The following is a 22,528-nucleotide window of genomic DNA, read 5'->3' as shown; positions in this document are numbered from 1 at the left end:
GCAAAGCCTAATAGCGCTGTTATGGGCACGATAATGCCAAGTTCTGGGATGATGACGCCGTTGAGAGAAAACCTAATCAAAACGAAAAGCACACCCCAAGCGCATAGCGTAGCGATAAAAAATCCAAAGCTTAGTAGTGCAAGATTAAAAAATCGTCCCGTAACGGGCAGATAATAATACAGAACCAATACCGCCAAAGGTGCAAACAACGGGAAAAATATCATATTATAAAGGCTTGCTTTTATGGTGGAGATATTCACGCCTTGATGCGAAAAGGTGCGGATCGAACGCAAAGCATCCCTGATCGAATATACATTACTCGTATCATAAACGCTTGCAATTGAGCTTGGATCAAAGCCCTTAAGCGCCTCGCTCTGCGCGCTAAACTCACTTCTTAATCCACTTCCTCCAAGCTTAAGCTGCACTGGTAAAGTCGTGGTATTTACGTCGCGCAGATGCCAAATTTTGCCTGCGTATTCGCCAGAGCTTGCATGCGAGCGTGAAGCAACGGAGTTATCACCCACATCAAAGATCGTTATATCATTTGCGTTTTTGCCGTTTAGAGCTTTGATGTAGATATATTTACCCTCAAATTTCAAAAACATATCTCCCCCCGTAGGCGATAAATCGGTTAAATTCTTTTGAAATTTTAGCGCGTATGCAAACGGGGTGGAATTTAAAGCTATAAAGCCTGCAGTAATCGCAAGTGCGATCAAAAATGGAGGGATTATCAGAGCGTTTTTGCTAACTCCAAGCGCATAAAAGCTCACCAGCTCGTTGCTACGGATCATATTAAAGCCCATTAAAATAAGCGCAAAAATAAGACTTAGCGGCAGCGTGTAGCTAAGCGCGACCGCTGCGGTTAGAGCAATATACAAAAGAGCGGTATTCGCGCTTGAGGGAAAATCTTTGAGATTGGTAAGCACATCGATGCCTACGTAAAAGCACTCAAGGGCTATTAGAAGTATAAAAAAATACTTCAGATAGGAAAGAGCCGCGTATTTTACGTATAACTTCACACCCTAGCCTTTTTAATCGTAAATTTTTGCGCGATCTGCTCTATATCCGAGCAAATGAGCTCCTCTACTGCGCGCGCGACGTAGGGTAAAATTTCGCTCAGCTTCTCGCGCTCGCTTTCGTTAAAATTTCCAAGCACGAAATTTGCCGCATCCTGATCCTGCCGTTTTTTTCCCACGCCGATACGCACGCGCTCGTAATCCGCACCGATTAGCGCATCGATCGATTTGATGCCGTTGTGCCCACCGCTACTGCCGCCTTTTTTAAATTTAACGGCGCCCAGATCCAAATCTATATCGTCGTGCACCACGATGATGCGCTCGGGCTTATAAAAATCATTCACTGCCTTTACGGAGTTGCCGCTTAAGTTCATAAAAGTTTGGGGTTTTAAAAGAAGCAGCGAGCCCTTTTTAAAAAGCTCGCCTTGGAATTTAGACGAGCTGAGCTCGCTAAAGCCACCCGTCTTTAAAATTTCGTCGATTAGCATAAAACCGACATTGTGTCTGGTGTCTGCGTATTTCTGAGCAGGATTCCCAAGTCCTGCGATCAGTATCATAGGCGCCCCTATTTAGCTGAAGTAACTCCGACTACCGCTACCGAGCCGTCTAGGATGATGCTGACGCCCTCTTTTACCGGAATGTCTCGGATCAAAAGCGAATCGCCTACGTCAAGATCACTCACATCGAGCGTAAAATCGTTTGGTAGATCTTTGCCTGCGCATTTTACGGCGATACGGCGCTTGGATTGCACCAAGATACCTTTGTTTTTTAGCCCTTTAGCGACGCCAGTTACCTTAACCGGCACTAAATATTTGCTTACGACGTCATCCTGAACTACTCGCAAATCTACGTGAGTTAGGGTATTTGTGACGGGGTGCTTTTGGTATTCTTGCACGATGACGCGATATGTCTTACCGCCCACGCTAACCTCGAAAGGAAGATCTTCTTTTGCGCGCATAGCTTTGATAAAGTCGTTTACTTTAAACGCTGCGTTAATATTTTCAAATCCTTTCGCATAAATATTAGCGATTAGATAACCATCTCGTTTTAGGGATTTTGAAGCCCTTTTACCGATACTATCTCTAACGATACCTTCTAACATTAGGTTTCCTTTGTGAAAAAATGAAGCGTGATAATAGCTAAATGTTGCTTTAAATCTATTTAAGAAATATGGGACTTTATGCAGATCGATCAATAGTGGAATTTATTTATGCATGTTAGGATGTCTTTTGTGCATCGCAATATAAATTACGACGATAAGCCCTTATGCCGCAAAATTATCATAATTAGCCGCTCTCCCATGATTTCATAAAAATCCTTTTTGTATTCGCTCGCATGCTTTCGCAACGCGTCTTTGAATTCGTCGTAGAATTTCAAGCCGCATTCGCAAGTTTCAAAAAATCTCAAAAGCGCGCTGTATCTTATGACCGAATAACGCTCATACTCATGAAATTTCGCTAACTCCCTATCCGCATGGCTATAATCAGGTAGAAGCAAAAAGCATTTTGCCCTACCGCCTGAATCCTGCTTATCGGCAATCTTTGCGTATTTATCTAGCTGAGAGCATACTATGCCGCTTTGCAGATCGTGTCTAATGCCGTTAATGCCGGATTTGATCTTATTTTCGATGACGATTGCGTGATTTTGATCTTTGATAAAAATGTCGATATTTTTGTATTCTCTTAAAATTTGCGCATCCTCGCTTACGTTTAGCCGTAAAATTTCACTTGCAAATTTAAAAAATAGTTCCGTATCGTTTCGCAGATAATAGACTATCCAATTTGAAAAGCTTAACTCATCGTCCATCTTGCCGATTATCTCTAGGATGTTTTGCTCTTTAGCTTTAAAATTTAAAATTTCATCTCGTTTGATCCGCTTCGCAGTGTCGCCGCTCTGCCAAAGCTCGGGCGCGAAAATTTTATCCAGCGCGCTTTCGCCCTGGACATATTGCTTTAAAGATTGCGAGGAAAATTTAAATGGCACTAAAAAATGCGTTTCGTCTATCAGTTTCTCATCATCAACGATGTAAAATTTAAATCTTGGTTTTTTAAAATTCGACGTCTCAAATGTTATATACGCCGCATTGGGGCTATCGTTTTCGCTTTCAAATAGCTCGTTTAGAAGCACACCGCCGTAAGCGATATTTTGTGCTTCAATCATTTCAGATTGTCTTTTAAGCTCCTCTTTAGCGCCACGCTTTCTGCCGCTAGCAAAAAGTTCATCGCTCAAAAGTAGTTTTAACTCGCTAGCGCAAGCTAAAATTTCAAAACAATGTTTCGAGATGGCACGCACTAAAAGGACTTTGTGTGCGTCCTTCGCATCCTCGTTTATCGTGCCGTAAGGATTTACGTAGATGTAGTGCCTGCCGTTGTCTGCCTTAAAAAGATTGATGATTTCGTGCCCCAAGCTCTCGTTCAAATAGCCGCCCGAAAACATTCGATTTATAATTATCATCTCAGAATAAATTCCTATCTATATTTTTGGCGCTAAATTTAAGCACGCATTCTCGTATGGCGCTACGTACCTCGTCGCGCTTTTGCTTGTCATAAAAGTATAGTCCCGTCGAGCCGAAGCTTCCAAAGACGTAGAGATAATATCTTGTTTGGATATCATTAATGCGCCGCCCCAATCTAGCGGTTTTTGCATTTTTGGAGCTCATCCTAAAAAATTTAATCACCGCTAGAAAAATTTTAAAAATATTTGCGCTTTTTACCTCTTTTTTCTCTAAGCGCATATCCTCGATTTGATCTGCCGTGACGGTTCTGCTGCGCATTAAATTCCAATACGGCGCGCAGAGCAAAACGGCTACAATGCTATTTTCAACGTCGCTTCTAGGGAAGGTGATTTTGCCCGTTTGCATATCGATCAGGTATCTTTTGTTTTTGTTGTAGATCAAAATGCTTTGAAACGGCAAAAGCACTAAAATCACGGCACCCACGCCTAATGGTAACAGCAAAATTCCAATGAGTAAAGTCCATTTAAAATTTTTAAAAACAATCTCTAGCGCGGTATGGACGTCGATTATCTCATATTTCATAAAATTCTCTTGCGATGAAATTTTAAAATTTTATCCATTTGGTTGTTTGCACGATTTAAAATTTATTAAAGCGCCGAGAGTTTCGGCTCGCAGCGCTTTAAATTTTAATCTTACACCCAATTTCGGCGCGAGATCACTACTTTTTACGACGCTTTTTATCTCCGGCTCTTTGAGCGGGAGTTCTATAACTTCCTGCTCTTCCTCTTTTATCGCCGTTTTTTCCTACTCTATTTTTTGGTGTCGCCATCTCCTGCTCCTTATAAAAGATATGTGTAATTATACCCCCCCCTGAAATTTGGTTGAAATTTTATTTATTAAAGATTAAATGAATAGGAATTTTATAAGATTAATCGGACGTGAAATTTTAATCGAAATTATAGATATTTTAAACGAAATTTAAGGTAGTATCTGCCCGCATAGCAGCGGGCAAACGAATTAAATTCCGCCCGCCTAGCGGCAGGCAGAATTCTTTAAAATTTTAAATTGCAAGAATTCAGAATTTTAAAATTTACGACTTAGCGGATCTCTTTTAGCTGTACGACTTCACCTGCGAGCATCTCCTCGGCGCTCTCTCCGGATTCCGCCGCCAAATCTCTTTTTTTGGCAAGGTCCACGTTTTTGATCTGTAGATCGAGGTCGTTTCGTTTAGAGGCCTTATCCAGCGCCTCCTCGCGGGTAATGATGCCATCTCTGTAAAGATCAAGCAGGTGCTGATCGAAGGTCTGCATGCCGTAGGTGTTGCGACCGTCGGCAATCGCGTCTGGAATTTCATCGTCGCGCGCATCAAGTATCATATCCTTAATACGGGTGTTTTTGCGTAAAATTTCAACGACGGCTACGCGCTTGCCCTCGATAGTACGAGCAAGGCGCTGAGAGATGACCGCCTCTAGGACGGATGCTAGCGTCATTCGGATACGCTCCTGTTCAGCCTGCTCAAACATCGCAATGATTCGGTTTACCGTCTCTTTTGCGTCAATAGTATGCACCGTCGAAAACACTAAGTGGCCCGTTTCTGCGGCGTGAAGTGCGGTCTCGATCGTCTCCAAATCGCGCATCTCGCCCACAAATATGACGTCCGGATCCTCTCGCAGCGCGGCGCGAAGCGAATCGGCAAAGTTGTTGCAGTCCTCACCGATAGCGCGCTGATTGATGATGCATTTATCGTCTTTAAATACGAACTCTACGGGGTCTTCGATCGTAACGACGTGGCTGGTTCTTTGTCTATTTATGCGATTTATCATGCTTGCGATCGTGGTCGTCTTTCCGCTTCCCGTAGGCCCCGTAAGTAGCACGACGCCGCGCATAGCTGTGTCACAAATATCTTTGATCGAAGGCGGCAGACCTAGATCGTCGATCTCAGGAATTTTAACCGGTATCGTTCGGAAAACCGCGCTGATACCGTCGATTTGAAAGAAAATATTAACGCGGAAGCGATAATCTTCGTTTAGCTTATAGGTAAAATCCACGCTCTTTTTCTCGATAAGCTCAGGAAAGCGCGTGATGAGAAGCTCCTTGGCTAGCGTCATCGCGTCTTCTTTCAAAAATGGCGTTTTGCTAAATTTTACCAGCTCGCCGTGGATACGACCTCTGATAACCGCGCCTGATTTAATGTGAAGGTCGCTACCGCCGTTTTGGATTAGAAATTCCAAATATTTATTTAGCCTGTCTCGCTGCTTAAAATCCAGCGTAGAAGCGTCAACTTGATACTGCGAATAATCTATAGAACCCGCCATCATTTCTCCTTTTTAAGTGTTTTTATTATCTCTTTAAATGCTTCTTCAAAAGCTACCAGACCATCATCCAGCAACTTTTTATATGCCTTTTTCATATCGATCTTCGCATCCGCTACGCGAGCGAAAAATTCCTCTATCTGCGCGTCGCTAGGCGGCGTTTTTGGTCTTTGATCGCCGCTTACAAAAGCCTCTATGGTCTCAAGCGGCGCTGTGTTTACGCAGCCAGGAAACATTAGCTCGCTTACGTAGTAATCCTTCGGCAGATCGTATCCTTTTACACCCGTGCTCGCAAACAGCGGCTTTACGTAGTTTAAATTTTCTTTAGCGATGATATTGTAGCACTTCGCGGCGTTCATTATGCCGATTTCACCGGTAGGAAGGCCTGCTGCGGCCATTTTTTCATCTAATAACCTATCGAAGCGGCTAACGAAGATGCTAATTACGGTTTTTGGTAAATTTGCTTTCGGGAAATAGCGTCGAAAGCCCGCGATACCCTCTTTTATAGCCTCGATACATTTTACGGTCTGCTCAGGCGAAAAAACCAAGGTCGCGTTTACGCTGATCCCCTTTTTTAATAGATCGCGCATCGCTTCGTAGCCCGCCTTCATAGCGGGGATTTTTATCATAACGTTTGGCATGCCGATCGTGCTATATAGGTGCTTGCCCTCACGATACATCGCCTCGGCGTCATCTGCGAAATATGGATCGACCTCAATACTCACAAAGCCGTCATCGCCGTTGATAAAATTTTTAAGCAGGCTCTCCGCCGCGCTTCTGATATCTGCGGTGGCTAAAATTTCATACAGCTTTTTAGGCTCTTTTTTTCTAAATTCCTCTTTGGCCGCATCGTATGCGGGGGAGCTTAGGATCGCGTTTTTAAAGATCGCAGGATTGGAAGTAGCGCCGTTAATTATCCCTTTTTTGATCAGCTCATCGAAATCTTTATCGATAAAATCGCGCTCCAAAAAGTCGCACCAAAGGCTGAAATTTAGGGCTTTATCATACATATTTCATAATCTCCTTCAAATCCTTTTTTTCAATACAAACGCTTGCGTGCTCTTTTAAAATTTCATTCGCGCAAAAGGCGATTTTAAGTCCCGCCTCGCGAAACATCGAAACGTCGTTCGCGCCGTCTCCCACGCACATTACCTCGCTAGTATCTAGCCCCATCAGCGATTTAAGCTGCGCAAGCAGCGCGCCTTTTGAGTATCCAAACATCATCTCGCCGCCGAAAAGCCCGGTTAAAATTCCGTTTTTTTCATGCAGATAGTTCGCAAAGCTCGCGTCAAAGCCCAGTTTTTTCTGCGCGGCGTCCGTGGCTAGATGAAATCCGCCGCTAAAGACGATCACCTTTATGCCTTTATTTTTCAGATACGCGATGATCTCGCTAGCGCCGCAAACAAAAGGCAGGCTTTCTGCGATAGCTTTAGCATCGCTAAGCTTCATCCCCTTTATCAGCGCCACTCGCTCGCTAAGGCTCTCGAAAAAATCAAGCTCGCCCGCCATCGCTCGCTTCGTAATTTCGCTAACTTGTCTCTGCGTGCCCATTTTAGCGGCGAAAAAACCTATCGTCTCGCCGTCCATCAGCGTGGAATCAAAGTCGAAAACACAAAGCTTTATCATAAATATCCTCGCAAAAATTTAGGAATTATAGCTAATTTAAGTTTAAGTTTTTTGGAATTAGCATAAATTTTTCGCTTTTTGCGACCTCGTAAATTTTGCTCCTAACCCCGAACGAGCATAAATTTATATATTTTTTCTCGCCGAAATATAAAATTTCATCTTGATGATAGTGCCCCTCGATGATTAAATTTGCCGCATAAAAATCGATCTTCGGCGTGATTATATCCTTAAAATTTGGCATTTTTCTGTAGAGGTTTTTCCCCTCTTGCGATTTTAAGATCATCTTTGAAATTTTAAATTTTAAAGCGCGATCGAGCAGGTCCATAAATTTCAGAAAAGCTCTATTTCGCAGCGAAAGCAGCGCAAACTGCGTCAGGCGCGGCAAAAACAGATCGCCGTGCGCAATCTGCACCGCCTCGCCGCTCTTGCAGATAAATTTCACGGGCTGCGCGCCGTTTGGATAAACTTTTGCGCGGGGGAAAATTTCGCGCAGATTAAAATCGTGGTTGCCCTCGAAGTAAAAAATTTCGCATTTTTGCGACAGCTCGTTTATTAGCGCGATCTCCTCTTCGTAGAAGCGCTGCACGTAGGTCGTGTTTGCCAAAAAATCAAACATATCGCCCATCATAAAAATTTGAGGCGGCGGCGTAGACTCAGCCTTCAGCGCGCGCAGAAATTTCAAAAATTGCGGCCTGCTTGCGCCCGCGTGCGCATCGCCGATAAAGATCGCGCCTGGTTTTATCGTCTGAATTTGATCATTTTGCATCTAGGCTCCCGCGCGTGACGGCTTTTGCAAAAAAGTTCATCGCTTAAATTCCGTGTGCGATACGCGGCAGCGCCGTAGCCTCGGCGAAGCCGCACATTAAATTTGCGTTTGCGACCGCCTGCGACGATGCTCCGCGCAAAAGATTATCGATCGCCGAGTTGATCCAAATTTTATCGCCGGCAGTTTTTACAAAAATATCGCAAAAGTGAGTCCCTGCGACGTTTTTTATACTCACGGGCTCGCTTCGGACGCGCACGAAAGGCTCGTTCGCGTAAAATTCCCGCAGCACTGCCTCTGCATCCACGCTCTTTTGTAGCACGCCAAACGCGCTAACTAGCATTCCGCGCGTAATCGGCAGCAAATTCGGCACGAAAAGCGTGCTAAACGCACCGCCTTTTAAAATTTGCAGCTGCTCTTTGATCTCGTCTGCGTGGCGATGCGAGATCGGCGAGTAGGCGCCCGCGTTTTCGTTCACGCTTACGAAATGGCTACTTGCTTTAAGGGCCTTGCCTGCGCCGCTTACTCCGCTTTTTGCGTCGATAAATACGCCGGTATCCGGATCTAGTAGCCGCACGAACGGCGCGAGCGCCAAAATAGAGCAGGTGGGATAGCAGCCCGGATTTGCCGTAAGGCGCGCAGCGCGGATCTTTTCGCGATTTAGCTCGGGCAGTCCGTAAACGGCGTGGGCTAAATTACGAGGATCTAAATGAGCGGTGTAATTTTTCTCGTAAAGCTCGCGGCTTAGGCGGTAATCGGCGGATAGATCGACTACCTTGACGCTTTTAAATTTTAAAATTTCGCGGGCAAATTCCATCGCTTTTCCATGCGGCAACGCCAAGAAAATAAGATCGCATCTTTGCGCCGCGACTCGAGCATCCGCGGCTTCTATGCGCATCTCAAACACGCCGCGCAGCTGCGGGAAAATTTCGCTTATCTCGCCCTGCGCTGAAGCGCCCAAATACGAAATTTCAAAGCCCGGGTGGGAAAATAGAGCCTTAATCAGCTCAAGCCCCGTATAACCGCTAACGCCGATGATGCCTACTTTTTTCACGCTAATTCTCAAATTTTATCGGCTTGTATTCGACGCTTAAAATTTCCACGTCGCGCGTGCCTGATGGTAGCTGAAGCACCACCTCATCGCCCTCGGCTTTGCCTAAAAGCTGGCGCGCAAGCGGCGTGTTTATATTGATAAGTTTGCGCGAGATGTCCGCCTCGCTAAGCCCTACGATCGTGTAAACCTCCTCTCGCTCGGTCTCCACGTCCATAAAGGTAACGGTGGAGCCGAATTTTACGCGATCGTGCTCGTATGTCGAGGGATCGATGATCTTTGAACGAGAAATGATATCGCTAAGCTCGGCGATGCGCGAGAGTAGAAACGCCTGCTCTTCGCGCGCTGCGTGGTACTCGGCGTTTTCTTTCAGATCGCCGTGTCCGCGCGCGATGTCGATCTGCTGCACGATGTGAGGCAGCTTCACGCTCTGAAGCTCTTTGAGCTCGGAGGTGATCTTTTCATATCCGTAAAGCGTCATTGGTTCTGTCGTCATAATCTTCCTTTCTTTTTATCAAATTATATAAGCTTTAGCCTTAAAATTTTAGCTCGCAGGCTGCGTTAAAATTTTTGCCACGTTTTCGCTGGAGCCGAATTTCAGATAATCTCGCAGCTTTTCGCTCGCAAGTTTAAATTTAGCGGCGTCGCAGCGCTCGTATGCGGCGAGTAGGTTTTGCGCGCTTACCTCGGATTGCAAAAGCTCCTCGTGCAGAGGCTCCTCGCCCAAAAAATCAAAAATAATATTCGCAAGCCCCACGTGCTTTAGCTTTACGAGCTTTCGCGCGAGCCAAACGTCAAACGCGCGAGCCTTGTAGCACAGCACGAACGGAGTGCCGATGAGCGCCGCCTCAAGCGTCGCCGTACCCGAGCAGATGAAAGCAAAATCGCAATCCTTAAGCGTGGCGGGAGTATCGTTTGCGATGCTAAAGCCGTCCAGAGGCCCGTAAATTTCATCTCTTTGATCCATCATATGCGGCGGGATTACTAAGACTCGCTCGCTATTTTCAAATTTAGGCGCAAGGGCTCTAAAAATCGGCATCAGCCTTGAAATTTCAGCCCTACGCGAGCCCGGCATAAAGGCGATCTTGCCCTGTTTTTCGTAGCTTGATTTTTGGAATTTTATCTCATCAAGCAGCGGATGCCCCACGAAAAAATAGCGAGCACGGCTCTGAGCCGCTAATTTTAAAGCCGCAGAATTCTGCGCGGAGCACGGCTCGTCGGAGCTTTGCGATGCGAAATTCTGCGAGAAGCCTTGTCTGGTTAAGTTTGGCTCATTAGAATTCTCGGTCTCGGAATTTCGCTCGCAAAAATTACCGGAATTCTGCGTCGCGGAGCTTTGCTGCGTAGAATTTCGCGCCTTAGAATTTTGATCCGCGAAATCAGGCGTAGAATTTGGCGAGGTGAAATTTTGCTCGCTTCGTGCGGCATGCTCTTTCGGCGCAGCGTCTTTGCCATTTGCTTCTTGCGGCACAGCTCCTTTATCCTCCTCGCAATCTGCGCCGAAAAATTTCGCCTCAAAAGGCCAAATGGAGAGCAGATTGTCGCAAAACGCCTTCAGCTTCTCCGCTCTGTGCGGCTTCCACGCCCAAACCTGCGGCAGGATATAATATGAAATTTCCGCGAGCGCGCCGCTTTCTTTGATCGCGCGAGCTAGCGGCAGATTAAACGCGGGCGAGTCGATTAAAAGCACGCGATCGCACTCCGCCGCAAGCCGCGTCATCTGCGTTATCGCGCGCTTGGCTTTTAAAATCAGCGGCAAAATTTCTATAAAGCCCATCGCCGAAAATTCGCTGCTTTTATATAGCGGCGAGCCAAGCTTTTCATCGTAAATTCCGCAAATCTCGCAAGCGGGATCGAGCTTTTTAAGACGCTCAAGAACCTCTTTGAAATGCAGGTTCGCAGAGGGCTCTAGGCAAGAGATTAAATATTTCAAATTTAGCCTTTTGAATTTTTGTTAATTATAGCAAAATGTGCTAAAATTAAGCCGACAAAGGATTTAAGATGAAAAATTTTAAAATTTTAGCGCTATGTGGCGCGTTCGTGATGTTTCTAGGCGGTTGCGGCGCAGCTAAATACCAAAAGCGTCAAGTCACCGAGGATCCCGCAGTAACGGCGCGTTTTGAGGCGCTTAGTAAGCTAGGCTCGCCCGCACTTGTCGCTAAAGCCGCAGCTAGCGAGATCGCAGCAGACGTAGGCGGCACCAAGCCCCACGTTAAGGTCGCGCAGTTTGCGATCCTAGAAGAAATTAGCGCACAAGGAGGCGATCTGATCTATGCCTACTCGCTAAGCCCTGGCTGGGCGAGCCTCAAAAGCTCCGATCGGCAAAAATATCTCAAATTGCTAACCAAGGATATTACCGAAAATGACTGCAACGCACCTAGTACGCGAGCTTTATTGCGAAGCGGAGTGCGTGAAGTGCACCGATTTTTCTACGATTATCCAAGCTCGCACCTACTTGATTCGCAGGTAAGCGAGGAGATATGCCGCAAAGCAGGGTTATAGATAGTCTTGTGTAATTTTATGCCGCGGATTTGCATCGGCGCGAAAGCAAAATTTCGTGGTGTAAAATTTTACGATAATTTAAAAGACAAATTTTGCGGCGAGTTGCGGAGCACGACCACCAAATTTAAGGAATTTCGAAAGCGAAATTTAGGCGATGAAATTACGTGGCAGGCTATAAAATTTGTAGCAAAAAATAAAATTTCGTAGTAAAAAGACGGAATTTTTCTATGAATTTTGCGATTTAAGTTCGCATGGAATTTTATTGAAAAATTTGGCGCGACGGAATTTTATGCCACGCAAGCTAAATAGCAATTTTTGCATAGTAAAGAATTGAGCGCTAGAATTTTGCAGATAGAATTCCGCCCCGATAGGTCTGTCGCGAAATTTTAGTTAAAGAGAGAATATGAAAGAAATTTTAATCACTAACGACGACGGATTCGAAGCGCGCGGACTTTTGGAGCTCGCAAGCGCGCTAAGAGGGATCGCAAACGTCACTATCGTAGCGCCGAGCTCGGAGAAATCGGCATGCTCGCACTCGCTTACTCTTACCCGTCCGCTTAGATTTATCAAGCTCGACGACGGATTTTTCAAACTCGACGATGCTACGCCCGCAGACTGTGTGTATTTGGCGCTCCGCGCGCTGTATAACCGCAAGCCCGATCTTGTGATAAGCGGCATAAATCACGGCGCCAACGTCGCGGAGGACGTGACCTATTCGGGTACGTGCGGAGGCGCGATGGAGGGGGTTTTGCAAGGTATTCCCGCGCTTGCGGTGAGCCAGTTTTACGTCGCGGACTCGCTGCAGCGATACGGGTTTGACCTCGCATGCGAGCTCACGGTGGATTTGGTGGGGAAAATTTTCAAAAACGGCTTTCCGCTGCCGCCGAAGCAGTTTTTAAATTTAAATGTTCCTGCCGTCTCAAAGCAAGATTTTAAGGGGCTAACGGTTGCGCCATGCGGCGAGAAGCTCTACGACACCGACGCGCAGCTAAACCGCAATCCGCGCGGGATGGAGTATTATTGGCTAGGCAAATCTACGCTCAGTTTTGATGCAAGCAAAAACGAAAATAGCGACATTTCGGTGCTTTTTGAGGGGCGGGCGACGTTAAGTCCGATTAAGTTAAATTTAACCGCGCACGAGCAGATGAGCGCGCTAGAAAGGTGGATGAAAAACGATGAGTGAGGTCGTAGTAGACCGCTTTTCGCGCTCGCGCCTACTTTTCGGCGAGGATTTTGCAAGGCTTAAAAGCGCTAAAATTTTAATCTGCGGCTGCGGTGGCGTGGGCGGAGCGGCGATAGAGGCGCTATACCGCAGCGGCGCGGTAAATCTAAGCGTGATCGATTGCGATCGCTTCGAGATCACCAATCAAAACCGCCAGCTTGGAAGCGAGCACGTAGGCGAGCTAAAATGCGAGGTTTTCGCGCGCAAATTTAAAGGCGTAACGCCGATCGTCGCTAAGATCGATCAGGAATTTTTATCTAAATTTAATCTAGCACAATTTGATTTCGTAATCGACGCGATCGACGACGTGGGCGCTAAGATCGCGCTTGCGCTGCGCTGCAGCGAGGCGGGCGTAGGATTTGTAAGCTCGATGGGCGGCGCAAAGAGGCTTGATCCCGCTAAAATCGAAATCCGCTCAATCTGGCAGACGCAGGGCGATCCACTCGCGCGCAAGATCAGATATGAGCTGCGAAAGCGCGGCTTTGCGGGCGATTTTGACGTCGTTTGCTCAAGCGAGCCGCCGCGCGTCAAATCGATGGGCAGCTTCATGGGCGTGACCGCGAGCTTCGGGCTTTTCATCGCAAGCTACGTCGTGCGCAGGCTGATAGGCGAGCAGGCTTGACGCTTAAATTTCATAGCGTTTCGGCGTGCGGCTCCGCTTAGTCGTGTTTGGCGGTTAAATTTTAGATATTTTGAGCTTACGATCCGAGTGCGCTTTGCATGCGGTACGGCGCGGCAAGTGCTTTGCGGACGCGCGCGGTTAAAATTCAAAAGCGGCGAAAGCGGAATTTTACCGGATGACGAAGATAAAATTTGTTCGGCGCGAAGGTGAAATTTCATTGCTGCGAAGGATAAAATTTTATCCGCAAAGATCGACGCAGACTCGGCGCGAGATGAAATTTAAGGACCACGCGAGCTACACGCGCATGCCGATGTATACGGCGCGCAGTTTTAACAAGCCAGATAGCGGCCTAGGATTAAAATTTAAATACGCGGATCGCAAGCTTGCTCGTGAGCGAAATTTAAGCAAGCTGAGTTTGAGCGGATGTTCTTTGCGGCGGATTTTCGCAGCAGCGCGATTTGAAATTTTATCGCAGTTTTGAGCGCTTTTTGATGCAAAAAGAGGCGCGCTCAGGCAAGCAAAACCAAATTAGCGCGCATCAGCCGCCGCGTAGCGCCTAAATAGCGCAACGTGTAAGCAAGGCTCAAGCAAACGCAGCGGCGAGCTTACTTCTAAATTCCATTTTTTACCGCTCGCAAAAAGCGGAATTTAGAAATTTAATTTAAAGGAGCAGCGATGAATGAAATTTTTACACGCACGAGCGTGCGGAATTTTACCGAAAAAATGCCGAGCGACGATCAGATCGAGCTCGTGCTAAAAGCGGCGATGCAAGCCCCTAGTGCAGGCAACCAACGCTCATGGGAGTTTTACGTAGTGCGCGACCGCACCACGCTTACGCTACTTAGCAGCGTCGGCACCTACGGCGGCTGCACGAAAGACGCGCCGCTTGCGATCGTGGTCTGCACGCGCAAAAGCGGCTTAAAATTCCAGCCCTACGCTCGCTACGACTGCGCTTGTGCGGCAGAAAATCTCTGGCTGGCGGCGCACCATTTGGGGCTTGGCACCACGTGGCTGGGCGTAGCGCCCGATATTTACGCGATGGAGCGCGTAAGAGAAATTTTGGATCTGCCTGGGCATTTGGAGGCGTTTTGCATTATGCCTTTGGGCTTTCCGTCTCGCGTCACAAAGGCGCATTCGCGCTTTGAGCCCGCTAAAATTCACTTCGTAGGCTAGATATGTTTATTTCGCAGAGTAAAATCGATGATCTTATCGCTAGCGACGGCGCGTTTTTGGACCTTACGACCGAGCTTTTGCAAGACTTCGTGGATTTAAACGCGCCCGCGCGGCTTTCGATCGTAACGAGGCAGGATCTGATCTTTAGCGGCGGAGGAATCGCGCGCGAAGTAGCGGCGCGCGTTGGTTGCGAGATGCAGCATCTAGCGCGTGAGGGAAGCGCATTTTGCGCGGGGGATGAAATTTTTAGCGCGCGGGGGAGCTTTGAGAGCTTGCATAAAGCTTGGAAGATCGTTCAGATCGTGTTTGAGTACTCCTGCAAAATTTCTACCTACGCGCACGAGATGGTTGCGCTGATGCGAGAGGCCAATCCGCGCTGCGTGCTGGGTGCGACGCGCAAGAGCTTTCCTTTTGCGAAGGAGCTTTGCGTAAATGCGCTGATCGCGGGCGGCGGAACGATGCACCGCCTGGGGCTGCACGACAGCGTCCTGTTTTTTTCAAACCACATCCGCGCGTTTGCGAGCTTTGGCGAGTTTTGCGCACAGATCGCTAAATTTAAAGAGCGCGCGCCCGAGCGAAAGATCATGATCGAAGTGGCGAGCGAGCTCGAATTTAGCGAGCTCTTAAAATATGCGCCGGATGCGATAATGTGCGATAAGATGAGCCCTGGCGAGCTTAGAGCTTGCGTTTTGAAGCGAGATGAAACGGCGCCGCAGATTAAAATTTGCGCTGCGGGCGGCATAAATAAAAATAACTGCGCCGAGTTTGCAGATACCGGCGCGGACGTGCTCGTAAGCTCGGCGGTTTGGAATCAGGGCGTGTGTGATCTCGGCGGGAAGATAGAGCTTATCTAAATATTAAATTTTAAATTTTAAGACATAAAAGTCTAAAACAGGGCATAAAAATGCGATTTATTAATAAATAAGAGTATATTTTGTAAAATTCTTAAAATTTCAAAAAAAGGATTTTCATGAAAAAAATTGCTTTTATTTTGGCGCTTGCGGCAAGCGTTTCATTCTGCACGGATCAGCTGATAATCGCATCCGGCGGCGGATATAAAAAGCCCGTCTCAGCCGTGATCGAAAATTTGAAAAAAGATGGCATGGACGTGGCTAGATCGTTTGCCAACCTCGGCCAGCTCGTCATTCAATCGCGCGAGAATAAAATTTCATTCATCGTGGGCGACGAGGCGTTTTTGAAAAAAAGCGATCTAAATATCACTAAATTTGAACGCGTCGGGCGCGGCACGCTAGTTTTGGTGACGCCGAAAAATATCAAAATAAACGACGTCTCGGAGATCGCAAAGTTCGATAAAATCGCGATGCCAGATCCTAAAAAGGCGATTTACGGTATCAGAACGAACGAGTTTTTACAAAACGCCAAGATGGAGCCGGTAAAAAATAAAATTTTAGCCGTTGCGGGCGTGCCGCAGGTAGTCGCTTACGTCGTCAACGGCGAGGTGCAGGCGGGCTTTATCAACAGCACCGAAGCGGTCGCCAAAAAAGATGAGTTCGGCTCGATCATCTACATCGACGAGAGCCTCTACAGCCCCGCATTTATCGGCATCGCGATGCTTAGCGCGTGCAGGGAGCAGGCGCTTTGCGAAAAGGTGATGGAGGAATTTCAATCGGACCGCTCAAAAGATATTTTTTCAAAATTCGGTCTTAAATGAGCGACATCGCTTGGATCGCACATCCTCTGATACTAAGCGTCAAAGCCCTATTTTGCAGCTTTTTGCTGCTGATTTCAATAGGGCTAGCAATTGCGTATTTTTTAGCTTTTAGCAAAGCCAAATTTAAAAAGATCGTCGAAATTTTAGTGATTTTTCCGCTCATCTTCCCGCCGATCGCGACGGGATTTTTGCTACTTTACGTTTTTGGAAAGAGCGGATTTATCGGCTCTGCGTTAAATTTAGACATCGTTTTTAACTTTTCTTCATTGGTAATCGCCGCATTTTTGGTGGGGCTGCCGCTGTTTGTAAAGCCCGTGTGTGCGAGCTTTGAGCTCTTTCCGAAGAGCCTAATCGAAGCCGCGCAAATTTTAGGCAAAAACAGAGTTCAAATTTTTCTCCTCGTCATCCTTCCAAGCTCGCTTAAAACGCTCGGCTCCGCGCTCATTTTAGCGCTCTCGCGCGGGCTCGGCGAAGTGGGTATCACGCTGATGCTGGGCGGAAACATCGTGGGTAAAACCGACACGCTAAGCCTTGCGATCATGGGCGCCGTGTATGACGGAGAAAACGAGCGGGCGCTGATTTTAAGCCTTTTGCTCGTGATTTTTAGCTTGATTTTATTTTACGCGATAAATCTTTTGGATAAAAAAGCGAAATTTATCTAATTGAAAAAAATTATTTTTAAGTATTTTTTTGATAGAATTGCACTCACATTTCATTTTAAAGGATTTTTCATGAAGAAATTTCTAATTTCATCAATTTTAGTCGCAAGCGCCTTGATCGCTCACGAGCACGGCGATATGCAAAATTTTGACCCTAAGACGGGCAAGCACCTCGTCATCACTATGGAGCAGCTGGGCGAGAAGGGCAACGTAACCGTCGGCGAGGTCGTAGCGGTCGAGACGAACTACGGCGTGGCGTTTTTCCCGAATTTAAAGGGTCTTACTAGCGGCGTGCACGGCTTTCACGTACATCAAAACGCCGACTGCGGCGCGACCGAGAAGGGCTTAGGCATGAAAGCGGGCGGTCACTGGGATCCGAACGATACCAAAAAGCACTCGTTCGCTTGGGATGACGGCGGTCACAAGGGTGATCTGCCTGCGCTTTTCGTCGATGCCGAGGGCAATGCGGTCTATCCGGTGCTAGCTCCGAAAATCAAGAGCCTAGATGAGCTAAAGGGCCACTCGCTGATGGTTCACGTAGGCGGCGATAACCACAGCGACCATCCGAAGCCGCTCGGCGGCGGCGGCGCTAGAATGGTCTGCGGCGTTATAAAATAAGCGCTCGACAAAATACTTTGCGGAGCTTTCGCGCTCCGCAAATCTTTTCGATAAAATCAACCTCGCAAATTCAAGACGAAAGATGATCCTCGCGCTCAATCAGCATAAGGGCGTAAATTCCTGCCGTTACCGCCAAAATCACCGCCGTAATTAAAATCGTATATAAACCCAAGATCTTTTGTAAAAGCGCCGAAGCGATGCCGCCCGCAACGAAACTGATTACGAGGGCTGCGTATATGAAAACCGAGCGCTTATCTTCGCTTTTACGGTGCATTACGTATTCGCCCAAAGAGATCATCGTCTTTTTGAGATTGCCCGTAGTAAAGGCATTGTTATAGCCTCTGCCGGCGACCTCGCTAAACGCCGTCGTTTGCATCGCCATCCCCAGTGCAAGCGGCGGCACAATATAGATATCTGGCATATCCGCAGGCAAAAATCCCACGATGGCGCAAAACGTAATCAGCGGCACTATCGTAGCAAGCCGCCAAAACGCGCTATGAAGTTTTGTATGCAGTATGCTTACCGCAAAAACGCCCGCCATAAAAGCAAGCATCGTAACGCCCTTCGTAAGCGCTCCGTCAAAATTCCGCGTCGCCAAATCCACCGAGAGAAAGGTAACGTTGCCCGTCTGCCCCGCCACTAGCGTGCCGCCGCGCTTTATGAAGGTATAAGCGTCGATAAAACCGCCGCAAAACATCATCGTGATGCCAAAACCCATGCCCTGATATATGTTTGCGCCAAGGCTCGTCCGCGCAAAATTTAAAATTTTCATCTGGCTTCCTTAAATTTTTGAAAAATTATAGCGATTTGAAATAATTTTAAAATTTAGCCTGCTCGTATGCGCCTTTAAAATGAGCTTACGCGTGATTTTCATGCGCTTAAAGCGGCTTTGCGAAAGAACGGCGATCTCGCGCCGAGCGCACGTAAATTTAAAATTTACGCCTAAATTTAAAGCTCGTATGTCAAAGGCAAACTTGTCGGTAGCACTCGCAAAATTTCAAAATTTAACCCTCTTTGCGACTTTTGCGAAGCTTAACTTTTTCTTCACGACTTTTTATTACAATCACGCCAACTTTCACAAAGGAGAGAGAATGAAAAAGATTGTTTTAGCAAGCGTTTTAGTCGCGGGCGTGCTGTTCGCCGCAGATTTTAGCTCAAGCAGCCCCGAGCAGATCAATGCCGCAGTCGCAGGCGCGGACGCCAAGAGCTTAAGCGAAGCGGCGTTTGAGATCGACAAGCGCGCGGGCGAGCTAAGAGCGCAGGCAAGGGATCTCAAGCGCGGATTTAAGACCGAGTTTAAAAAGAAGCTGGACGCTATGAGCGTCGAGGATCGCGAGAAATTCCTAGACGAGTTTAGACAAAACTATAACGCCCAGGTGGGCAAGCTAAGCGTCGAGCAAGCAGATAGGCTGGATATCGAGCTTAAGGATCGCGGTAATTTCGGCAAATTTAAAAGGCCCGCTCACGGGTTCGGTCCGTACAGATCGCAGGCGGCTCCCGGCGAGCGCGGTCATATGCCGCATGAAAGAATGGGCGACGGTGCGGGTCCGGCAATGCCGCCAAGAGACGCGATGCCGTGCAATCAAAACGCCGGCGCTGCTATGTGCCCTATGACGCAGCAATAGTCGCCCGCGCAAGCCATTTAGTTCCGCGCAGCATTTGCGCGGAATTTTGTTTTAACAGATCAGGGCGTAGAAATTTTAAAATTTAGCTTTGAAGCTTATGCGGCATAGCGCCGATGAAATTTCGCAAAATTTTATCGGCGTAGGCGAGGTTCTGAAATTCTGCGTCGTTAAATTTTACGATACAAAATTTTAGAATTTTGTAGCGGCGAAATTTTAAAGCTCCGGCGTTTTGCCTGTAAATTTTAAAATTCCGCGGCGCGAAAATTTTATATCGTAAAATTTTAGCCTCTTGCGCCGCTTTGCGCACTGCGCAAATTAATTACTAGGCAAGCAATCTAAATTTACGAAGCGTGCCTTAGAGCTAAGACGCGCCGTTTTCGCCAAGATAAAATTTGCCGCGAAATTTTGCAATTAAATTTTACGTGGAATTTCACAGGGTATAATTTCAAAAATTCTACGCAAGGAGGCGGGCTATGGCAAGAGTTTTGATCGTCGAGGACGAGGGGATGCTGCTAGACATGATGTGCACCTATATGCGCGGCGCGGGGCACGAGGTAAGCGGCAGCAAAAGCTACGACGAGGCGCTTTCATTGGCGTACGAAAAGAGCTTCGATCTGTGGATCTTCGACGTCAAAATCATCGGCGGCAACGGCTTTGCGCTGCTTCGCGAGCTGCGCGGGGCGGGGCGCGGAGCACCGTGCATTTTCACGACGTCGCTAAATACTCTGCAAGATGTCGAAAGCGGCTTTAAAAGCGGCTGCGACGACTACCTTAAAAAGCCCTTCGAGCTAAAAGAGCTGGCTCTGCGCGCCGATAATCTACTAAAGCGCACCTTCGTCCACAACGCCGCCCTGCGCGAAAATATCGGCGGAGATTTTAGCTTTGATATGGCTCAGCATGCGCTTTATCGCGACGGAAGAGCCGTGCCGATGCCGCAGAAGCAGGCGCGGCTTCTTGCTCTGCTTCTGAAAAACCGCGATAAATTCCTTAGTAAGGATGAAATTTTCGCCGCGCTGTGGGACTACGACGAGAGCCCGAGCGAGCTTAGCCTGCGCGTTTATATCGCGGAGCTGCGAAAAATTTTGGGCAAGGATCGCATCATAAACGCTTCCAAGCTCGGCTACAAATATCTCTAGGAGCGCGCCGTGTCCAAAATGCGTCAAATTCTACCGATTTTTTTGCTCTACACGCTTACTAGCGTCTTGTTTTTGGCGCTGGTAAGCAGCGTATTTTACGAGCGGGAGAAGTTTTTTATCGCGGATCGCGATGCCTTTGCGATCAGAGATTTCAAACATGGCTTAGAGGCTAAGCTCGCGCGCGGCGGGCGATTAAACGAGAGCGATTTCGACGCTATGCAGGCATACGCTGCGGATCTGAATAGCAGCGATGAGATCGCGCGGGATTTCGAGCCGAGGGACGACGCGCCGCGCGTGTATATGGAGGGGACCAGCAGGATCGAGCAGTTTAATCTCACCGGCAAGGATGGCACGGAGTACTACGTAGCGATCAAAACGGATGCGCTTGAGGGCAAGCTATCGGCGCTAAAGCTTAAAATTTTAGCCGCGAGCGCGCTTGTCTTGGCGCTTATTTTGCTGATCGCGTATTTTATCATCCGCCTTTCGCTGCGCCCGCTTTACGAAAAGATCGAGTTTCTTGACGGCTTCATCCGCGATACCACGCACGAGATAAAAACCCCGCTTAGCGTGATTTTGATGAGTATCGAGCTTTTCGATACCGATGCGAAAAAATATCTGGGCAATATCAAGGCGGGCGCAAACACGATAAACGCGCTGTTTGAAGACCTAACCGCGCTAAGCTTAAACAAAAGCGGCAGCGGGCGAGAGGTAAATTTAGGCGAGCTGCTGCAAAGTCGTATCGAGTATTTCGGCGTCTCTGCTGAGCAAAAGTGCATAAGCTTAAGCGCCGATCTGCGCCCGGTAGCCTTTTGCGCGGATGAGTTTAAGCTGCGAAAGATCATCGACAATCTGCTTGGCAACGCGATAAAATATTGTGATGAGCTCGGCTGCGTCGAGGTGAGCCTAAGCGAGCGCTCGCTTCGCATCAAAAACAGCGGCGCGGGCATCGCGCAGCAAAATTTGCCGCATATTTTCGAGCTTTACACCCGCTTTGACGAACGTAACGGCGGCTTTGGCATCGGGCTTTTTATCGCCAAAAAATACTGCGACGAGCTCGGGCTTAAAATTTCGTGCAGAAGCGAGCCGGGTGAGACGGAGTTTCGGCTGGAATTTTAACTTTACCCAAATGAAATTCTGCGCGAACGAAATTTTAGCAAGCGAGCTTGCTGGGCTTAACCGCGCGGGTTTAAATTTAGCTAGCGATTCGGTTCGTAAAAATTTGCGCCAGATTATAATTTGACGGCGGAATTTGTGCATGCAATTCGGTCGCGTCCGCAAAATTTCGCCCGCCGGCTTGCAGAATACGCAGCGAAAATTCTACGGAATTTCGTTAAATTTTATTTGGACGCGGGCAAGATCGCGACAGCTAGGGATAGAATTTAACGGCAGTTTAGATAAAACTGCGCGCGACAACCAGCAAAATTTTGCGAAAATTTTGCAGCGCGTCAATCGAGCCTGCTTGCCCTGTCGTCTCATACACGCCGTATTCGTAACTAACGCAAAAAGCTGTTTGATACTCGAACGGAAGCTATCCCGCCTCCCATTCTTGTCGCTCGGAGCGTTGGCGTGGACTACGCGCGGGTAAATTTTAAAATTTAGATAAGCTCTGCTCTGCCGAAGCGAAGTTTTATTAAAACGCGCGACGAAGCTATTTCAAGCGCGTAGCCGCCCTTCAAAATGCACACCTATCTTTTTAAAGCACGCGGCAAATTTTAGAATTTGCGCGGAGCGAGCCAAAGAGCAAACGAGACAAAAGAGGCTAAATTTGATCATCTCTCGCTGGGCGCTCTTACGACCTTCGCGCTATTCGCCGCCTGCTTAAATTTTATCATTTCTCTCCTAGCGGCCAGTAAACGATCGGTTTGGCTCCAAGCATTGCTTCGCCGTGATACATGCCAAGCTTGTCTTTCGTCCATGAGCCCGTATGTCCGTGCTTGTCGATCGAGATGATGCCGCCGAGCTTTGCCTATCCCGGTATTATGCGGGTGCGGCGCTTGAAGGATATTGCCGCCGGCTACGCTTAAATCAATGCTGCGGCTGTCCGCGTTTAGCCCGGATCACGAATATCTTGCCGCG

26 protein-coding genes and 1 pseudogene are annotated in these 22,528 nt (G+C 47.6%); 12 read left to right on the top strand and 15 right to left on the bottom strand.

Annotated elements, in window-relative coordinates; translation table 11 throughout:
• The 13 genes and pseudogenes from Q0257_RS02605 to Q0257_RS02545 all read right to left on the bottom strand — a co-directional run.
• Positions 1-1,019, bottom strand: a 1,019-nt coding sequence (locus Q0257_RS02605; protein WP_298021201.1) for an LptF/LptG family permease, incomplete at its 3' end; no start/stop codon positions are given.
• Complete coding sequence (gene pth / locus Q0257_RS02600; protein WP_298021199.1) at positions 1,016-1,573, bottom strand: aminoacyl-tRNA hydrolase; 558 nt, start codon at positions 1,571-1,573, stop codon at positions 1,016-1,018. The genes Q0257_RS02605 and pth, both read right to left, overlap by 4 nt.
• Before the next feature lie 8 nt (positions 1,574-1,581).
• On the bottom strand, positions 1,582-2,118 hold the full coding sequence (locus Q0257_RS02595; protein ID WP_177388523.1) for a 50S ribosomal protein L25/general stress protein Ctc: 537 nt from the start codon (positions 2,116-2,118) through the stop codon (positions 1,582-1,584).
• 146 nt (positions 2,119-2,264) lie between these two features.
• Entirely contained in the window at positions 2,265-3,470 is a 1,206-nt protein-coding gene (locus tag Q0257_RS02590; RefSeq protein ID WP_298021195.1) for a PD-(D/E)XK nuclease family protein, read from the bottom strand.
• Position 3,471: 1 nt separating this feature from the next.
• Positions 3,472-4,053, bottom strand: coding sequence for a hypothetical protein (locus tag Q0257_RS02585; RefSeq protein ID WP_298021192.1), 582 nt, complete (start codon positions 4,051-4,053; stop codon positions 3,472-3,474).
• Between the two features lie 515 nt (positions 4,054-4,568).
• On the bottom strand, positions 4,569-5,786 hold the full coding sequence (locus tag Q0257_RS02580; protein ID WP_177388521.1) for a PilT/PilU family type 4a pilus ATPase: 1,218 nt from the start codon (positions 5,784-5,786) through the stop codon (positions 4,569-4,571).
• The gene (locus Q0257_RS02575; RefSeq protein ID WP_298021189.1) at positions 5,786-6,793 is read right to left on the bottom strand and encodes a transaldolase; all 1,008 of its coding nucleotides are present in this window, start codon (positions 6,791-6,793) and stop codon (positions 5,786-5,788) included. Before Q0257_RS02575 ends, Q0257_RS02580 begins: the two co-directional genes overlap by 1 nt.
• A complete protein-coding gene (gene serB, locus Q0257_RS02570) occupies positions 6,786-7,409 on the bottom strand; it encodes a phosphoserine phosphatase SerB (RefSeq protein ID WP_298021186.1) in 624 nt (207 codons plus the stop codon). Before serB ends, Q0257_RS02575 begins: the two co-directional genes overlap by 8 nt.
• Before the next feature lie 31 nt (positions 7,410-7,440).
• A complete protein-coding gene (locus Q0257_RS02565) occupies positions 7,441-8,175 on the bottom strand; it encodes a metallophosphoesterase (protein ID WP_298021183.1) in 735 nt (244 codons plus the stop codon).
• A 43-nt stretch (positions 8,176-8,218) separates the two neighbouring features.
• Positions 8,219-9,226 (bottom strand): N-acetyl-gamma-glutamyl-phosphate reductase, encoded by a 1,008-nt coding sequence (argC, locus tag Q0257_RS02560; protein ID WP_298021180.1) that lies wholly within the window; start codon positions 9,224-9,226, stop codon positions 8,219-8,221.
• 1 nt (position 9,227) lies between these two features.
• Positions 9,228-9,719, bottom strand: a complete 492-nt coding sequence (gene greA / locus Q0257_RS02555) for a transcription elongation factor GreA (RefSeq protein ID WP_297880017.1) — start codon at positions 9,717-9,719, stop codon at positions 9,228-9,230.
• A gap of 48 nt (positions 9,720-9,767) precedes the next feature.
• Positions 9,768-10,751, bottom strand: coding sequence for a DUF354 domain-containing protein (locus Q0257_RS13035; RefSeq protein WP_366517486.1), 984 nt, complete (start codon positions 10,749-10,751; stop codon positions 9,768-9,770).
• Positions 10,725-11,156 (bottom strand): annotated as a pseudogene (locus Q0257_RS02545) (lipid-A-disaccharide synthase); the annotation flags it as partial. The gene Q0257_RS13035 and the pseudogene Q0257_RS02545, both read right to left, overlap by 27 nt.
• Positions 11,157-11,224: 68 nt before the next feature.
• Here Q0257_RS02545 and Q0257_RS02540 point away from each other — a divergent pair.
• The 9 genes from Q0257_RS02540 (at position 11,225) to Q0257_RS02500 (ending at position 17,691) form a co-directional block, all read left to right on the top strand.
• Positions 11,225-11,725 (top strand): hypothetical protein, encoded by a 501-nt coding sequence (locus Q0257_RS02540; protein ID WP_298021177.1) that lies wholly within the window; start codon positions 11,225-11,227, stop codon positions 11,723-11,725.
• Positions 11,726-12,128: 403 nt separating this feature from the next.
• Positions 12,129-12,908: a 5'/3'-nucleotidase SurE gene (gene surE / locus Q0257_RS02535; protein ID WP_298021174.1), complete on the top strand. Its 780-nt coding sequence runs from the start codon at positions 12,129-12,131 to the stop codon at positions 12,906-12,908.
• Complete coding sequence (locus Q0257_RS02530) at positions 12,901-13,569, top strand: ThiF family adenylyltransferase (protein ID WP_298021171.1); 669 nt, start codon at positions 12,901-12,903, stop codon at positions 13,567-13,569. The genes surE and Q0257_RS02530 overlap by 8 nt, the downstream gene beginning before the upstream one ends.
• 175 nt (positions 13,570-13,744) lie before the next feature.
• The gene (locus Q0257_RS02525) at positions 13,745-14,050 is read left to right on the top strand and encodes a hypothetical protein (protein WP_297880759.1); all 306 of its coding nucleotides are present in this window, start codon (positions 13,745-13,747) and stop codon (positions 14,048-14,050) included.
• A 194-nt stretch (positions 14,051-14,244) separates the two neighbouring features.
• Positions 14,245-14,742, top strand: a complete 498-nt coding sequence (locus Q0257_RS02520; protein WP_291938251.1) for a nitroreductase family protein — start codon at positions 14,245-14,247, stop codon at positions 14,740-14,742.
• A 2-nt stretch (positions 14,743-14,744) separates the two neighbouring features.
• Entirely contained in the window at positions 14,745-15,596 is an 852-nt protein-coding gene (modD, locus tag Q0257_RS02515; RefSeq protein ID WP_298021169.1) for a ModD protein, read from the top strand.
• A 116-nt stretch (positions 15,597-15,712) separates the two neighbouring features.
• Positions 15,713-16,414, top strand: coding sequence for a molybdate ABC transporter substrate-binding protein (modA, locus tag Q0257_RS02510; protein WP_298021166.1), 702 nt, complete (start codon positions 15,713-15,715; stop codon positions 16,412-16,414).
• A complete protein-coding gene (locus Q0257_RS02505; protein WP_298021162.1) occupies positions 16,411-17,076 on the top strand; it encodes an ABC transporter permease subunit in 666 nt (221 codons plus the stop codon). Before modA ends, Q0257_RS02505 begins: the two co-directional genes overlap by 4 nt.
• 69 nt (positions 17,077-17,145) lie before the next feature.
• Positions 17,146-17,691, top strand: coding sequence for a superoxide dismutase family protein (locus Q0257_RS02500; RefSeq protein ID WP_298021160.1), 546 nt, complete (start codon positions 17,146-17,148; stop codon positions 17,689-17,691).
• A 70-nt stretch (positions 17,692-17,761) separates the two neighbouring features.
• Here the strand turns inward: Q0257_RS02500 and Q0257_RS02495 are convergent, their stop codons facing one another.
• On the bottom strand, positions 17,762-18,463 hold the full coding sequence (locus Q0257_RS02495) for a YoaK family protein (RefSeq protein ID WP_298021157.1): 702 nt from the start codon (positions 18,461-18,463) through the stop codon (positions 17,762-17,764).
• Between the two features lie 319 nt (positions 18,464-18,782).
• On the opposite strand from Q0257_RS02495, the gene Q0257_RS02490 reads away from it, so the two are divergent.
• Positions 18,783-19,316 (top strand): DUF1104 domain-containing protein, encoded by a 534-nt coding sequence (locus Q0257_RS02490; protein WP_298021155.1) that lies wholly within the window; start codon positions 18,783-18,785, stop codon positions 19,314-19,316.
• A gap of 82 nt (positions 19,317-19,398) precedes the next feature.
• Here the strand turns inward: Q0257_RS02490 and Q0257_RS02485 are convergent, their stop codons facing one another.
• Positions 19,399-19,623, bottom strand: coding sequence for a hypothetical protein (locus tag Q0257_RS02485; protein WP_298021152.1), 225 nt, complete (start codon positions 19,621-19,623; stop codon positions 19,399-19,401).
• A 166-nt stretch (positions 19,624-19,789) separates the two neighbouring features.
• Between Q0257_RS02485 and Q0257_RS02480 the strand changes: the two genes are divergently transcribed.
• Together Q0257_RS02480 and Q0257_RS02475 are read left to right on the top strand one after the other, a co-directional pair.
• Positions 19,790-20,452 carry a response regulator transcription factor gene (locus Q0257_RS02480; protein WP_298021149.1) on the top strand — a complete coding sequence of 221 codons (663 nt, stop codon included), beginning with the start codon at positions 19,790-19,792 and terminating at the stop codon, positions 20,450-20,452.
• 18 nt (positions 20,453-20,470) lie between these two features.
• Positions 20,471-21,568 (top strand): HAMP domain-containing sensor histidine kinase, encoded by a 1,098-nt coding sequence (locus Q0257_RS02475; RefSeq protein WP_298021204.1) that lies wholly within the window; start codon positions 20,471-20,473, stop codon positions 21,566-21,568.
• Positions 21,569-22,528: the final 960 nt, after the last annotated feature.

Source organism: uncultured Campylobacter sp., assembly GCF_938018035.1.
In the GTDB taxonomy this organism is placed as follows: Bacteria; Campylobacterota; Campylobacteria; order Campylobacterales; family Campylobacteraceae; genus Campylobacter_B.
The sequence above is the reverse complement of the archived record's forward strand: the minus strand, read 5'-3'. Positions and strand labels throughout refer to the sequence as shown.

What these genes read in the sequence shown, in the direction of transcription:
- pth (WP_298021199.1), bottom strand. Translation starts at nt 1,573, where the DNA reads ATGATACTGATCGCAGGACTTGGGAATCCTGCTCAGAAATACGCAGAC.
- Q0257_RS02595 (WP_177388523.1), bottom strand. Translation starts at nt 2,118, where the DNA reads ATGTTAGAAGGTATCGTTAGAGATAGTATCGGTAAAAGGGCTTCAAAA.
- Q0257_RS02590 (WP_298021195.1), bottom strand. Translation starts at nt 3,470, where the DNA reads ATGATAATTATAAATCGAATGTTTTCGGGCGGCTATTTGAACGAGAGC.
- Q0257_RS02585 (WP_298021192.1), bottom strand. Translation starts at nt 4,053, where the DNA reads ATGAAATATGAGATAATCGACGTCCATACCGCGCTAGAGATTGTTTTT.
- Q0257_RS02580 (WP_177388521.1), bottom strand. Translation starts at nt 5,786, where the DNA reads ATGGCGGGTTCTATAGATTATTCGCAGTATCAAGTTGACGCTTCTACG.
- Q0257_RS02575 (WP_298021189.1), bottom strand. Translation starts at nt 6,793, where the DNA reads ATGTATGATAAAGCCCTAAATTTCAGCCTTTGGTGCGACTTTTTGGAG.
- serB (WP_298021186.1), bottom strand. Translation starts at nt 7,409, where the DNA reads ATGATAAAGCTTTGTGTTTTCGACTTTGATTCCACGCTGATGGACGGC.
- Q0257_RS02565 (WP_298021183.1), bottom strand. Translation starts at nt 8,175, where the DNA reads ATGCAAAATGATCAAATTCAGACGATAAAACCAGGCGCGATCTTTATC.
- greA (WP_297880017.1), bottom strand. Translation starts at nt 9,719, where the DNA reads ATGACGACAGAACCAATGACGCTTTACGGATATGAAAAGATCACCTCC.
- Q0257_RS02540 (WP_298021177.1), top strand. Translation starts at nt 11,225, where the DNA reads ATGAAAAATTTTAAAATTTTAGCGCTATGTGGCGCGTTCGTGATGTTT.
- surE (WP_298021174.1), top strand. Translation starts at nt 12,129, where the DNA reads ATGAAAGAAATTTTAATCACTAACGACGACGGATTCGAAGCGCGCGGA.
- Q0257_RS02530 (WP_298021171.1), top strand. Translation starts at nt 12,901, where the DNA reads ATGAGTGAGGTCGTAGTAGACCGCTTTTCGCGCTCGCGCCTACTTTTC.
- Q0257_RS02525 (WP_297880759.1), top strand. Translation starts at nt 13,745, where the DNA reads ATGACGAAGATAAAATTTGTTCGGCGCGAAGGTGAAATTTCATTGCTG.
- Q0257_RS02520 (WP_291938251.1), top strand. Translation starts at nt 14,245, where the DNA reads ATGAATGAAATTTTTACACGCACGAGCGTGCGGAATTTTACCGAAAAA.
- modD (WP_298021169.1), top strand. Translation starts at nt 14,745, where the DNA reads ATGTTTATTTCGCAGAGTAAAATCGATGATCTTATCGCTAGCGACGGC.
- modA (WP_298021166.1), top strand. Translation starts at nt 15,713, where the DNA reads ATGAAAAAAATTGCTTTTATTTTGGCGCTTGCGGCAAGCGTTTCATTC.
- Q0257_RS02505 (WP_298021162.1), top strand. Translation starts at nt 16,411, where the DNA reads ATGAGCGACATCGCTTGGATCGCACATCCTCTGATACTAAGCGTCAAA.
- Q0257_RS02500 (WP_298021160.1), top strand. Translation starts at nt 17,146, where the DNA reads ATGAAGAAATTTCTAATTTCATCAATTTTAGTCGCAAGCGCCTTGATC.
- Q0257_RS02495 (WP_298021157.1), bottom strand. Translation starts at nt 18,463, where the DNA reads ATGAAAATTTTAAATTTTGCGCGGACGAGCCTTGGCGCAAACATATAT.
- Q0257_RS02490 (WP_298021155.1), top strand. Translation starts at nt 18,783, where the DNA reads ATGAAAAAGATTGTTTTAGCAAGCGTTTTAGTCGCGGGCGTGCTGTTC.
- Q0257_RS02480 (WP_298021149.1), top strand. Translation starts at nt 19,790, where the DNA reads ATGGCAAGAGTTTTGATCGTCGAGGACGAGGGGATGCTGCTAGACATG.
- Q0257_RS02475 (WP_298021204.1), top strand. Translation starts at nt 20,471, where the DNA reads ATGCGTCAAATTCTACCGATTTTTTTGCTCTACACGCTTACTAGCGTC.